At 59.7% G+C, this 12,565-nt stretch carries 14 protein-coding genes; all 14 read right to left on the reverse strand.

Annotation, left to right across the window (positions count from 1 at the left end; translation table 11 throughout):
• Positions 1-110: 110 nt before the first annotated feature.
• Positions 111-911, reverse strand: a complete 801-nt coding sequence (locus H4I92_RS03290) for a prepilin-type N-terminal cleavage/methylation domain-containing protein (RefSeq protein ID WP_218668127.1) — start codon at positions 909-911, stop codon at positions 111-113.
• Entirely contained in the window at positions 911-1,426 is a 516-nt protein-coding gene (locus tag H4I92_RS03295) for a type IV pilus modification PilV family protein (RefSeq protein ID WP_077529250.1), read from the reverse strand. Before H4I92_RS03295 ends, H4I92_RS03290 begins: the two co-directional genes overlap by 1 nt.
• The gene (locus tag H4I92_RS03300) at positions 1,423-1,893 is read right to left on the reverse strand and encodes a type II secretion system protein (protein ID WP_218668128.1); all 471 of its coding nucleotides are present in this window, start codon (positions 1,891-1,893) and stop codon (positions 1,423-1,425) included. Before H4I92_RS03300 ends, H4I92_RS03295 begins: the two co-directional genes overlap by 4 nt.
• 117 nt (positions 1,894-2,010) lie before the next feature.
• A complete protein-coding gene (locus H4I92_RS17000; protein WP_077529251.1) occupies positions 2,011-2,484 on the reverse strand; it encodes a prepilin-type N-terminal cleavage/methylation domain-containing protein in 474 nt (157 codons plus the stop codon).
• Positions 2,485-2,564: 80 nt separating this feature from the next.
• Positions 2,565-3,086 carry a prepilin-type N-terminal cleavage/methylation domain-containing protein gene (locus H4I92_RS03310; protein ID WP_077529252.1) on the reverse strand — a complete coding sequence of 174 codons (522 nt, stop codon included), beginning with the start codon at positions 3,084-3,086 and terminating at the stop codon, positions 2,565-2,567.
• A 44-nt stretch (positions 3,087-3,130) separates the two neighbouring features.
• Positions 3,131-4,357 (reverse strand): type II secretion system F family protein, encoded by a 1,227-nt coding sequence (locus tag H4I92_RS03315; RefSeq protein WP_077529253.1) that lies wholly within the window; start codon positions 4,355-4,357, stop codon positions 3,131-3,133.
• A 2-nt stretch (positions 4,358-4,359) separates the two neighbouring features.
• The gene (locus tag H4I92_RS03320) at positions 4,360-6,276 is read right to left on the reverse strand and encodes a GspE/PulE family protein (RefSeq protein ID WP_245800843.1); all 1,917 of its coding nucleotides are present in this window, start codon (positions 6,274-6,276) and stop codon (positions 4,360-4,362) included.
• Between the two features lie 4 nt (positions 6,277-6,280).
• On the reverse strand, positions 6,281-7,474 hold the full coding sequence (locus tag H4I92_RS03325; RefSeq protein WP_077529254.1) for a tetratricopeptide repeat protein: 1,194 nt from the start codon (positions 7,472-7,474) through the stop codon (positions 6,281-6,283).
• Positions 7,471-8,313, reverse strand: coding sequence for an ExeA family protein (locus H4I92_RS03330; RefSeq protein ID WP_077529255.1), 843 nt, complete (start codon positions 8,311-8,313; stop codon positions 7,471-7,473). The genes H4I92_RS03325 and H4I92_RS03330 overlap by 4 nt, the downstream gene beginning before the upstream one ends.
• 1 nt (position 8,314) lies before the next feature.
• Positions 8,315-9,925, reverse strand: a complete 1,611-nt coding sequence (gene mshL, locus H4I92_RS03335) for a pilus (MSHA type) biogenesis protein MshL (RefSeq protein ID WP_077529256.1) — start codon at positions 9,923-9,925, stop codon at positions 8,315-8,317.
• A 94-nt stretch (positions 9,926-10,019) separates the two neighbouring features.
• Complete coding sequence (locus H4I92_RS03340; protein ID WP_077529257.1) at positions 10,020-10,358, reverse strand: hypothetical protein; 339 nt, start codon at positions 10,356-10,358, stop codon at positions 10,020-10,022.
• Positions 10,351-11,028 (reverse strand): hypothetical protein, encoded by a 678-nt coding sequence (locus H4I92_RS03345; protein WP_077529258.1) that lies wholly within the window; start codon positions 11,026-11,028, stop codon positions 10,351-10,353. The genes H4I92_RS03340 and H4I92_RS03345 overlap by 8 nt, the downstream gene beginning before the upstream one ends.
• The gene (locus H4I92_RS03350) at positions 11,025-11,636 is read right to left on the reverse strand and encodes a PilN domain-containing protein (protein ID WP_077529259.1); all 612 of its coding nucleotides are present in this window, start codon (positions 11,634-11,636) and stop codon (positions 11,025-11,027) included. Before H4I92_RS03350 ends, H4I92_RS03345 begins: the two co-directional genes overlap by 4 nt.
• On the reverse strand, positions 11,633-12,376 hold the full coding sequence (locus H4I92_RS03355) for a type IV pilus biogenesis protein PilM (RefSeq protein WP_143512593.1): 744 nt from the start codon (positions 12,374-12,376) through the stop codon (positions 11,633-11,635). Before H4I92_RS03355 ends, H4I92_RS03350 begins: the two co-directional genes overlap by 4 nt.
• Positions 12,377-12,565 lie beyond the last annotated feature (189 nt).

Here is a 12,565-nt window from a genome sequence, read left to right on the forward strand (position 1 = left end):
CAGTGCTTTGCTGAAGCTGCGTCATGGCAACGGCAATCAGGGCGAGAACCGTGATCACAAAAATGGCTACGGGAAGCCCTGCCCCACACTGGTATCTAAAAGAATGGACATCAGGGTACATTGCGGATCTGCACCTCCTGACTGACATCCAGAGTTTCCCCTGAATCCGGGCCCTCAAGCGTAAAACGTACCGAAACAATAGCCCCGCGCTTCAGCGTGGGTGGGCTCACGTTGAACGACAATGACTCAGAGGCCAGATTTGCTGCCAACACCTCTCGATTCGGCATGGATGTTGGTAAGTTAGTTTCAACGGTGGGCTGAATACCGTAGTTTCGATAGCGATAGAGAAACTCACCGTTCTGACAGAGCGTTCTGGGGGAATCAACTATGAAAAATCGTTTCCGCGGTGAACCGGTCGTGAATCGATGGGGCTCGCCACCATCGAAATCAATACGGCCACTGCTGTCCATAGAGGCAGGTGGAGAAATCGGACCTGGGTCTGTGGGATTGTACACATCACCACTGTAGCCATAGACAACCACTCTGCCCGTTTCGGATCGACTCTTGTTTTCATCGTCTGGCACTGGCAAAGGAATGGCGTCAAAACCGCTGGGGTCCGATCCCTTTGGCAGATTCAGGTAGTTGGACGCGGCTTTCACCGGCATCCATTCGATACAGTCTCCCTTATCAGTGCGTTCTTTAACGCGCACTGAGGTCGGCAGGGCTTCGCGAAGTGCTCGGCTGATCTGTTCACTGATAACAACCCCGCTCAAAGCGCTTTGCTGCCGCGCGCTGGTATCCACTGCGCCCTGGGTTGAGAGGGTTATAAAACGCACAGAGATGGTTGAGACAATGCCGAGCAGTATGATCACGATGATCAGCTCGATCAGGGTGAAGCCGCGGCAACGCATCAGAAATTCGCCCTATAAGCAGAGAGCGAGAATTCGGAATCAGCAGGCCCGGTAATGGATAGGTCGATCCGCTTGGCGTCTAAATCCGGTAAACCCACCTCACTCCCAGCGCAGAACACGGTAACGCTTACTTCAAACCCATCATATCCAGGCAGCGGTGTACCCTCGGCCGTGCGAGGCGGCGCGTTGTCAATGGCATCATAGTCATCCACATCGTCGTAGGCGGACCGGTTACTGCCTTCCTCTGCGCTAATGTTACAGTCACTTACCGGCGGAACCCCCCCAACCGGGGTGGCATCATCGTATTTCTGGGCTAAGATCTCATCCATGTAAAACTGGCCCAGCTCCACCGCTCTTGTCTGGAACAATGAGTTCGCGCTTCGCCCGGACACCAGGGAAAAGGCACCCACCACGCCAGCAATGGCGACACTGATGATCACAATGGTCATGACCAGTTCAACCAGTGTGGCGCCGGATTGCTCTGACTTTGAACAGCCCCCGTCTAGCACTTTCATGGCTGGCAGCCCCCCTGGTAAACCGCGCCAAGCGAGCTGATGCACGTGGTATAACTTGTACCGCTTCCAGAGAATTTTAGTTCGGTATTGACACCATTGGCTGGAGTGCCATCAGGTTGGAAGGTAATCGTGGTAGTAGCTGAAAGCGAGGCAGATTCGCGAGGCAGGGTGAATACACGTTCAGCGGAAGTACCTCCACCTACAGTGAATTGGAACTGGCCGTCAATTTGCGTAATGGCTACGTCATCAGCCGGGTTGCCTGCCAAAGCCCCCTGCTGTGCGAGCCGCACCGCCGACGCCAGTTGCTGATTGGCAAGAAGTGGACTGAAAGCGCTCCGGTTGGCGAATAGTCCAGCTCCCAGTGCACTCAGAACGCCGATAATCACAAGCGTGATCACTAACTCAACCAGCGTGAACCCGAATGCGTTACGAGCCTTCAAATGCACGGCCTTAAGCGACGAGCTCACCACTAACTCCAAATTGGCCCAGAACCACTACTATTAGACTAGCAGACTGATCGGCAATTGAATCCAGCTCATGGCCCAAGCATTGAGGGCCAGCTCAAAAGCTGCCCTCAATTATAGTTAGGGAGAGGTAGTCGTACACGAGGAATTGCCTGTATCCCAAGTCCCGACTTCTGATACGTCAGCCGGGTCATCGGAGTCTGTTGAGCCATTAAATGTAAAACAAGGGCTATCAGTTTGAGGGTCTGCAATTGTTACGTCTGCATCCGGGGAGCTAAGTTCTACTGTGTAGTCGCCGAGCTGAGCCGCGCCTTCCAGTGAGGAAGCAGCCAAATAACCGTTCGTGAGGTCAATGCTTTCTCCTTCCAACGTAAACACGTCCGTACCGGTCGTATCTCCCTCACCAGCTGCAAGTGCCTTGGATCTCACAATGCTGGCGGCGGACTTTACGCTTCCACGTGCACCTTCGACTGAGGCTGTTTCAGCATCCCCACTTAAATCCGCAAACCGCGGCAATGCAAATGCTGACAAAATGCCAAGAATGACAATCACAATAACCAGTTCAATAAGGGTGAAACCCTGTTGCCGTTGCATGAAAGTTACTCCTTTCAGACTTTTCATTTAGATTTAGATATTTTGACTAACAGTATGCCTGAATTTCGCGCAATTTCGAGTCAGGAATTGTTTAAACTTGTTGAAACCTCCCCTTCCTCTGCGTTGTATTCAATCGAGTGCTCCGTATCACCTCTCTGATACTCATAGGTACAGCTGTTGGTACCGGAACTGGCAACGTAATCAGTATCGTCGCCATCACTCGAGCTGACCGTCGGTGCATTGGACTGCAACAATGCGCGCCACAAGTTCACGCAATTGCTCGATGAAGCCCCATCCGTCACTGACACGGGCCAACCTTGGGCGTTGGTGTTTACATTGTCCGCGCCAAATCCCTCAAGTCCATCATTCACCTCACCGGGCGCACCAATTCCGGTCCACTGCGCTTTCACCAAAGCCACGGCAGAACCAAAGGCTCCAGCGGTCCCCCGTACACTGGCCTCATGAGCTTCTTCCGAAAGCTCCGCAAACCGAGGCAGCACCGTCGCCGCCAGAATAGCGATGATAACAATCACCACCACCAGCTCAATCAGCGTAAAGCCGCTCTGCTGACCTTTTACGTTTCCCCGTTTATTTGTGTTCATCGTCTCTCGCTCATACCCAATTGGAATTTACTTTCTCTGCTCTGCTACCCGATAGCCGCACTGCCCAGATCCCAAACCGGCAAAAAGACCCCCAGCGCCAGAATCAGAACCAGTATGGCCACACCTACGAGCAATATGGGCTCTATGGATTCAGACAACCGGTTCAGCTGGTAATCCACTTCCTCGTCGTAAAAATCCGCCACGTTGGTGAGCATCTCATCCACCGAGCCGGTCTCCTCGCCGACTGAGATCATCTGCAGGATCAGCGGGGTAAAGAGCTCGCTTTCCCGCGCGGCGCGCAACAGGCTGTCGCCACGCTCAATGGAGGAGCGCATCTCGTGCAGGTGATGGGCGATCCAGGCGTTGCTGTTGGCATCCGCCACCACCGAAAGCGCACTCGTCACCGGCATGCCGGCGGCCAGTGTGGTGGCAAAGTTACGCGAGAAACGGCTCAGGGCGATCTGCTCCAGAATGGGCCCAATGATGGGAACACGCAACTTGTAACGGTCCCAGTGGAGGCGCCCCTGCTCAGTCGCCTTCCAGCGCTGCAGCGCAACAAAGGCGGCGACAATGCCCCCCAGCAACGCGGGCCACCAGGTGGTCATGAAATTGGAGATCATGATCAGAACCTGGGTGATGAACGGCAGGTCCGCGCCCAGGCGCTCAAAGGTGGAGATAAACTGTGGGATCACGAAGAAGTTGATGATGACCATGGCGGCGGCAAGCGCCACGATCACGAAAATCGGGTAACGGGTGGCCTGCTTGATGCGCCGCCGTGTTTCACGCTCCAGCTCCAGGATGCGCGAGAGGCGGAAGAAGGCATCGTCCAGCTGACCGGTGTTCTCGCCCACATGGACCATGGCCACGAAAAGGCCGGAAAACACCCGGTCATTGGCCTGCATGGCGGTGGCCATGGTAGTGCCGGTCTCCAGGCGGTCCGCCACGTCATCCAGGGCCTGGCTCAGGGCGCGCGCCTTGCTGGTCTCGGCCAGCCCGCGCATGGTGCGGATGATCGGAATGCCGGCCTTGGTGAGCGCGTACATCTGGCGGCAGAACACAATGAGATCGTCCAGCTTCACCTTGGGCTGGAACAGTTCAATTGCGGCCAGCTGCGCGCCCAGGCCGGCACCCTGCTCTGCTTCCGGCTCAACGGAGACGGGTGTAATGCCCCGGCGCTGCAGTTCCGCTGCAATGGCATCCCTTGAGCCCCCCTCAAGAACGCCCTGTTCCAGAATGCCTTTGCTGTTACGGCCCCGGTACTCAAAGCGCATGGTCAGTCTCCCGCCTCATCCACGGTCCCTCCGCCCAGAGTGGCGGAGACACGGGCCACTTCATCGAGGCTGGTGATGCCCTGCTCGGCATACCGCAACGCGCAGTGGTCGAGGCTTTCGTAATCCGGCATAGCCCGTGCGGCCCGCTCAAAACCGGCGTAATCAGCCCGGCGCAGGGCATCCAGCATGGCCTCATTGAATTCCAGGAGTTCGTAAACGCCGATACGGCCCCGGTAGCCGGTGTTGCTGCACTGGTAACATCCTTTGCCCACAACAAAGCCCTGCCCGGTATCTGTTCGGGAGCCTTCCGTGCTTTGGCGCGCTGTCTCTCCTGTTCGCATCAGCTCATCAGAGAGGGCCAACTCCAGTGAATCATCATCGGCTGGTGCGCCCTGGGGTGATGGGTCCTGCGGTTCCGGGTCATCACCACCAGTTGCTTCCGGAGCCGCCTCAGAGACCGTTTCCGTTACCGCGCCATCACGCTCACCCCTGATCCGGTCAATCCAGATCTTTTCCTGGTGCGTCGGGGTGTAGGGCACCTGGCAATTCTCACAGACCCGCCGCACCAGCCGCTGAGCCAGAACCCCGGCAATGGAGCTGGAGACCAGGAAGGGTTCCGCGCCCATATCCAGCAACCGCATGGCACTGCTGACGGCATCGTTGGTATGCAGGGTGGAGAGCACCATGTGGCCGGTCATGGCGGCACGCAGGCCGATCTGGACGGTCTCCTGGTCACGCATCTCACCCACCAGGATGATGTCCGGGTCCTGGCGCAGGGCCGAGCGCAGCACCGAGGCGAAGGTCAGCCCGATCTGGCTTTTCACCTGTACCTGGGTAATGCGCGGCAGTCGGTACTCCACGGGGTCCTCGGCGGTGATGATCTTGACCTGCGCCTGGTTCAGTTCCGTCAGCGCCCCGTAGAGGGTAGTGGTCTTACCGCTACCCGTGGGCCCGGTGACCAGCATCATGCCATGGGGGCGATGGATCAGCCGCCGAAACCGCCTGAGGATGCCCGACGGCATCCCGGTGCTCTCCAAATCCAGGATGCCCTGGGACTGGTCCAGCAGACGCATGACCACAGACTCGCCATACTGCACCGGCAGCGTGGACACCCGCACGTCGATGCTCCGCCCTTTAACGCGGATGTTGAAGCGCCCGTCCTGGGGCATGCGTTTCTCGGAGATGTTGAGCCCGGCCATGAGCTTGAGGCGCAGCACCAGCGCGGAGTGGATGCGTTTCTCCTTCATGACCTGTTCCTGCAGCACACCGTCGATGCGCTGTCGGATGCGGATCACGGTTTCGTCCGGCTCGATGTGGACGTCCGAGCTACGGGCCTGGATGGCATCCTCGAAGATGGTCTGCAGCAGGCGCACAACCGGCGCTTCGTTCACATCCGAGTCGCTGCCCAGATCGGCCAGATCAAAGGCCTCGTCGCCGATCTCGTCCTCAAGTTCCTCGGCCAGGGAGGCAATCTCATCCGTGCGGCGATAGACCAGATCCAGGGTGTTGAGCAGTTCGCTCTCCCTCACAACAGCCTGTTTCACCGGCTGACCCAGGATCCGGGAAAGTTCGTCGTAGGCGAAGATGTCCATGGGATCGGCCATGCCCACCAGCAGCTCGCCGTTACGCTCGGCCAGAACAATGGAGCGGAAGCGCCGGGCCTGGGCCTCCGGGAGTTTCTTCACCAGCTCATGGTCGAAGTTGTAGTGGCGGAGCTGGACGAAAGGAATATCCAGCTGCTGGGAGAGAAAGTTCAGCAGCTGGTCCTCATCCAGATAACCCAGATCCGTGAGCGTCTTACCAAGCTTGCGGCCGGTGCGTTTCTGCTCACTCAGCGCCGTCTGGAGCTGCTCATCGGTGATGACGCTGTTCTCAACGAGCAGGTCGCCAATGCGGACCTTGCGGCGTGTTTCCGACATACTTCTACCCCTGCTCCGCGGCGAGCCGTTGCTCGATGTACCGGCGCAGCTGTGGCGCCAGATCCGGCAGTGACAGCGCACGGGTATAGGCGGCCCTGGCCTGCTCATCCCGCCCGCGGCTTTCCATGGCAATACCCAGGCCGGCCCACCAGCGGGCATTGCCGTCATCGGTTTCAATCAATGCCGCCCACTGCTCAGCGGCCGCCTGATGGTCTCCGGTCCGCTGATAGAGCGCCGCCATCATGGTGTGATAGGCCGGCATGGTGCCAGGGCCGGGCGGTTCGGATTCCAGCCACTGCAGGGCACTCACTCGGCCTTCCTGTTCCAGCGCCACCCGCGCCCTGAGCAGCCGCAGCTCCGGATACAGGGATACGGCCTGCTTCGGTAACCACTGAAGCGCGGCTCCCGGCTCCCCGCGCTCCAGGGCATGCCGAGCCATGACCGCCCGGGAACGGGGCGCGTCCGAATCAAGCAGTGTCCGCTGGCCCAGGCGCTCCGCGGCCCGCGCAACACGGCCATCCGCCAGCAGTGCCTCCAGTTCCTGAGAGAGGCGACGGTCCTTCTCCGCGGGCGTCAGTTCGCGCACGCTGGAGGTAGCTGGTTCAGGCCCGGACTGGTTCTCAGCGTCATCAGTGGAGGCAGTCTCTTGCGGCTCTGCGCTGGATTCCTCCCCACTGCTTCCAGAGTCCGAATCGGTTTCCGGCTCACCTTCTTTTTCTGCAACCTTCGCCGGTTCCGAGTCTGTCGTAGACTCCCTCTCCGCCCCACTTTCGGTATCAGGTTCCGCCTCACTGGCAGGCTCCTCCTTGCTGACAGTCCCAGGCGGTTCGCTGGTGGCGCTCTCCGGCTCGGTGGTTGCTGCCTGATCCGCCGTATTTCGTTCCACAGTTCCGGAGTCCGCCTTGTCCTGGACTTTCTCCGGGCTCAGTGTCGCGATCCGGAGCACGGGCGTTGGCTCATCATTCATAGCTGGAAAAGCCCCCGCCTCCTCGGATCGCGGCTCAACCGAGCCCAGCCACCAGAAGCCGGCGCCAGCAAGTATCGCCAGCACAAGCGCGGAGCCGCCCAGTATCCAGCGCCAGTGGGACGGCGTCCGATAGCTGGAGGCGCTCAGCCCCGCCGGGATCGATTCCCTGTTGCTGCCTTGTTCTCCTTCGCGTTTCTCCAGATCCCGCAGGGCGTCATTGAGCAGGCTCATACCAGCCCTCCCAGCACACCCGGGCGTCGCACAACGCTGTCCGTATCCCGGATGGCCTGGCGCACGTGGCGGCTGGTGACCTCACGTTCACCACGTCCATAAGCGGCGATCAATGCTTTGTGGGCAAGGATATTGATCAACCTTGGGGTTCCTCCCGAGGCACGGCTAATCAAACGTACCGCCCTGGGCTGAAAGAGTCGTCCACCGTTCCATCCAGCCCTCGCAAGCCTGTGCTGCAGATAGTCAGCAACCATCTCAGGAGACAGCGTCTCCAGCCGGTGCTGAAAGGTGATGCGCTGACTCAGCTGGCGCAGATCCGGCCGGGCTAGCAGTTCATCCAGCTCCGGCTGCCCGAAAAGTACCACCTGAAGAAGCTTACGGCTCTCGGTTTCCAGATTGGTCAGCAGACGCAGCGTTTCCAGTGTTTCCACAGGCATGGACTGGGCTTCATCGATCACCAGAACTGCGGCTCCGGAGGAAACAGCATTATCAATAAGGTATTGCTGAAGCGCTGAAAGGGCTCTGTGGGTATTACTGGGATCATCCAGCGTCACCCCGAGCTCATCGGCAATGGCCTCAAAAAGCTCCGTCGGACCGAGCTGAGGATTGGGAATGTAAGCGGTTGTGAGCTTTCCCTCCAGAGCGTTGAGCAGAAGGCGGCACAGCAGTGTCTTGCCGGTGCCCACTTCGCCCGAGACCTTGATGAAACCTTCCTTCTGGCGCAGGGCCACCAGCAGCAGCTCCAGCGCCTGCCCGTGACTGGGGGCGCGCAGGAAGTAGCGCGTATTGGGCGTCAGTGAAAAGGGGGCATCCCGAAGGCCGAAAAATGCCTCGTACATGCTACCTCTCTTGTGTCGCGCCCGCCGCCGGCTCTGGCTTCGGGGATTCGGTGGATTCCATGATCCGGCGCAGGTCACGGATGCGCTGGCGGCTGTCCTCCACGTCCTGCCTGTACCGGTCCGCATTGGCAATCATTGGCTTGAGCAGGATCACCAGCTCACTCTTGCGCGATTCATAGTCACGCTGCTTGAACAGCTCACCGATCACGGGAATCTCACTGAAGAAGGGCACTGCTGATACGGTCTCTTCGGTGCGGTCCTGGATCAAGCCACCGATCACGACGATCTGGCCACTACGCGCACGCACTACGCTGTCAGTCTCACGTACCGTGCTCAGGGCCAGTGGCAGGGTGACATCCTCGTCGCCAATGGTGATCAGTTTTTCCTGGTCCTCCACCTCGCTCACAGAGGGATGGACATGCAGGGTGACCACATCGTTGTCACTGATCTGCGGCGTGACGTCCAGGGAAATCCCCGAAAAGAACGGCGTCAGATCCACGGAGGTCGATCGGGAGGTCCCCGTGCCGCCGGCGGTGGTATCGTCATCAAAATCAAGATCCGTCACGAAGAACTCGTCACTGCCGACCTTGATGACTGCTTTCTCATTGTTGACGGTCGAGATCCGCGGACTGGAGAGCACTTGCACGTTCCCCTGACTGCCCAGCAGCTCAATTAGGGTGTTGAAGCCATTGACGTCCAGCGCCGTAGACAGCACGCCACCCCCCTGATTGCCGGTACCGATGCTACTGAGACTGCCCCCGATCGTTCCGCTTCCAACCTCGTCGACGGCGTTCCAGTTGATGCCCTGGCGGTATCCCTCGTTCAGCTCAACCTCAAGAATGCGGGCTTCAAGAATGACCTGGCGCTTGGAGATCAGCTGCATCCGGCGGAGGTAGTCCTCCACGGTCCTGAGCTCATCCTGGCGGGCATGCACAACCACTACCCCTGAGCCCGGGTTCGTGATGACCCGCTGGCCGCTGTCATTACCGACCATGAGATTCAGGGATTCCCTGAGATCCGCCCAGAACTGCGATTCGGAAGTCGTGGTGATGCGGGTACCCACCACCGTCCCCTCACTGTTATTACCATTGTCATCATTCGAGCTTGAGCTGGAATTCCCGTTGCCGGTATCGGTGACCTGGCCAGAACGCACCTGGGTCTCGGAGTTGCCGCTGCGCTCAATATCCAGATAGTCCACCTGGAAGATACGGGTCCTGAGGCCAGCCGGCCGGACACGGTAGATTCGGCCCTCAAGGGCGATCTCATAACCATAGAGGTCTGAGACCACATCCATGACCTCCTCAAGGGTCACCTGGGTCAGGTCCAGGGTAATGGAGCCTTCCACGGCCGGATCCACCACTACGTTGTAGGGGGTACCGTCGACCAGGCTCCGGAAGAAGGTAGGCGCCGCCAGACCCTGGGCATTGACGTTGAAGCGCTCCTCTGCGCCGGAACCAGCGCCGCTCCCGCCGGAAAAGTCCGGCATCAGGGCGCCTGTCACTTCATCAGGCGCCTGGGCTGCACCAGAGTTGTTGCTCTCGGATTCAGCTTTTTCCAGCTCTTCTTCGATCCGCTCTGTAGTATCTGTAGAGCTTGCCTGCTGGGTCTGCATCAGCGGATTCCCGGCACAGCCAACCAGAGCCAGGCTGAGCACAACTGGAGGCAGAAATGGGACGGAACGCTTTCGCATAACGGTTAACCTGCTGCTAGCGCCGGATCGACGGCGCGCTGTCGAGTTCAAGAGTGTACTGCTGCCCGTTGATTTCAATCAGCACACGATCCATACCAATTCGGACAAGGGTGGCATCGCCAAGCTGACCGCCCTTCGCAAGGCTGATCCCGTTGATGACCGCCCGCCGGCGCTGGTCCCCAACCAGGATTGAATTCAACTGGAAGCCGCGCACCGGCGAGACACTGCTTTCCTCCGTTGACACCGAAGATGGCCGCGTGGGATCCGGCAATGATGCCCCACTGCTGGCCACGCAGGTCAGCGGCACAAGGATGAGAAAGCCCGCGATAATGCCATTCACAAACCGGTCAGACACCCAGCCACTCCCTGTGCAGACTCAGTGTGTGCAACCGGATCCGGACCCGGGCATCGGGCCAGTCCTGTGTTTCATAATCCAGTGACCGCCACCCCAGGCGTTCATCCAGGCCTTCCAGATCGCGCAGATACGCCAATACATCATGAAAGCCCCCACTGACGGTAACTTCCACCGGATGGGCGTAGAGGCTGGCCGCTTCTTCATTACTCACGCCCTCATCCTGATCCTCCACCGCAACCGGCTCCGGTGCACGATGGGAGACACTTTCAAGTGCCACCCCGTCATGACGGGCGAGCATACGGCGTAGCAATGCGACCATTTCCGGCGGGCTGATCAGGCCGGTTGTCAGCTCTTCGAGCTGCTGGTCGTATCGGTCAAGGCGCTGCTGGAGCTGACTGATACGCTCACGCAGCGGTTCGTTGGGATCCTTATCCAGTTCCTGCAGGAGCGTCTCTTCCTGCGCCACGAGGCCGTTTAGCGATTCCTGCGTGCTCGCAATGCGCTCTGCCACCTGATTCTGTGCCTGCAGAACCGGTGTCACCAACAGCTGCCAGGCCCCCAGAGCACCCAGTGCCGCCGCAGCCACCAGCATCAGAACCCGTTCACGGCGCTCCCGTGCCAGGAAGGCATCCGCAAGCGCCTGCCACCGCTGCTGGAGGCGGTCCTTCATTCGTCTTCCTCCGCCGATTCGCGGGTTGAAGCCACATCAAAGCTCAACGGCCCACCGTCCTCAGGGCGTTCAATGCCGAAGCGGGCAAAACGGCGCCCTTCGAACACGGACTCCTTCTGCAGTCGCTGCAGATATTCCGGCACGTTCTGGCCATCCCTCGTACGACCTGACAGGCCCAGGCGATCACGCATCAGATCCACCCGGATCCGTGTGAGCCAGAGCCCTTCAAGTGTCTGGCGTGCCAGACCCTCGAGATAGGGCGAGAACCCCTCGCTGCTCGCCCTTGCCACCGAATCCGCACGTTCAACCAGGCGGCGGCGATCCCGGACCCGTTGTTCAAGTCGCGCGACCTGCTCTTCCAGGGCCGGATCTTTCTCGCGCGCTGCCACCTGCTCCTGGAGCGTCTCCACCGATTGCTGTTTTTCCACCTCCCTGTTTTCAATATCCGCCAGCCGGGACTCCGCCCCTGCCAGCTGGTACCGGAGAACGCCCCCGATACCGGCAACCACCAACAGCACAACCGCAACCAGGCTGAGCATGCGTGCCAGTGTCAGCCACTCCGTTGAAGGCCGGAAAGCCTCTGTATAGAGGTTGACGGACTGCTTCATGACGCCCCCTCGTCATCCGCCAGCAGTGTCGCCACCGCAAGGCCGGCTCCGGGCGCAGGCGTCACGCCTGAGAGCATGGCACTCCACTCCAGATCCACGACTTCGGCGGTCACCTCGGAATTGAGCATTCCGGCCAACGGCAACGCTTCTGGATGACCGGCAAGCTGGACCTGGGAGGGGGGGATCTGCCGCAGCTGGCTTTCGTAGTAGTCCAGCGACCGCTGGATCTCCAGCGCCAGATCCTGGACCGTCTGCTCCTGGGTGGTGGCATCCCGCAGCTGAGCCTGGGATACATCCAGGCGCCGCGCCATATAGAGCACCTCGCCCCGGCAGAAAATCACGTGGCCGCTCTGCCGACCCAGGTGTACCAGGGCCGCGCCACGCCCCTCCGGATCGGCCCGGGTCAGCAGGTTGCGCAGCGCGAGCTCCGCGATATCAATGCATTCAAGCTTGAGTCCCGCCTCGTGGACGCTGTCCACAATGGTTCGGATCCGGTCCTGGCGGGCACAGACGGCATTGATCAGTGCCCCACGGTCCCGTGAGGCATCCTCGGGAAACGGAAAGGTATCAATAACGGCTTCACTGGCGGGATAATCGAGCAGGTCCCCGAGTTTCCAGCGCACGGCGTCGGCCAACTCGCCAGCTTCCACATTGGGGCGCTCGGCCTGGAAGATCTGATACTGATTCTGCCCCAGAACCACCCTGGCCCGGGCACCCCCCATTCCCTGTTCATCGATCAAGGATTCCAGTGTCTGTTCAGATCCGGCAGAACCACTATGAACCGAACCATCTGGGCTTATGCAGGCCCAGTGAATCGCGTCATCCGCCAGCTCCAGCCCCAGGCGGAGGGAAGGGTGACGTTTCGCGAACAGATTTTGGAGGGATCGGAATGCCAGCAAGTTGACCGTCTGCGCTGCTCGTGAAATTCC

Origin of the sequence: Vreelandella halophila (genome assembly GCF_019903425.1) — a bacterium.
Classification (GTDB): domain Bacteria; phylum Pseudomonadota; class Gammaproteobacteria; order Pseudomonadales; family Oleiphilaceae; genus Halospina; species Halospina halophila.

Coding starts and splice junctions, on each gene's coding strand:
- H4I92_RS03290 (WP_218668127.1), bottom strand. CDS start 911: ATGCGTTGCCGCGGCTTCACCCTGATCGAGCTGATCATCGTGATCATA.
- H4I92_RS03295 (WP_077529250.1), bottom strand. CDS start 1,426: ATGAAAGTGCTAGACGGGGGCTGTTCAAAGTCAGAGCAATCCGGCGCC.
- H4I92_RS17000 (WP_077529251.1), bottom strand. CDS start 2,484: ATGCAACGGCAACAGGGTTTCACCCTTATTGAACTGGTTATTGTGATT.
- H4I92_RS03310 (WP_077529252.1), bottom strand. CDS start 3,086: ATGAACACAAATAAACGGGGAAACGTAAAAGGTCAGCAGAGCGGCTTT.
- H4I92_RS03315 (WP_077529253.1), bottom strand. CDS start 4,357: ATGCGCTTTGAGTACCGGGGCCGTAACAGCAAAGGCATTCTGGAACAG.
- H4I92_RS03320 (WP_245800843.1), bottom strand. CDS start 6,276: ATGTCGGAAACACGCCGCAAGGTCCGCATTGGCGACCTGCTCGTTGAG.
- H4I92_RS03325 (WP_077529254.1), bottom strand. CDS start 7,474: ATGAGCCTGCTCAATGACGCCCTGCGGGATCTGGAGAAACGCGAAGGA.
- H4I92_RS03330 (WP_077529255.1), bottom strand. CDS start 8,313: ATGTACGAGGCATTTTTCGGCCTTCGGGATGCCCCCTTTTCACTGACG.
- mshL (WP_077529256.1), bottom strand. CDS start 9,925: ATGCAGACCCAGCAGGCAAGCTCTACAGATACTACAGAGCGGATCGAA.
- H4I92_RS03345 (WP_077529258.1), bottom strand. CDS start 11,028: ATGAAGGACCGCCTCCAGCAGCGGTGGCAGGCGCTTGCGGATGCCTTC.
- H4I92_RS03350 (WP_077529259.1), bottom strand. CDS start 11,636: ATGAAGCAGTCCGTCAACCTCTATACAGAGGCTTTCCGGCCTTCAACG.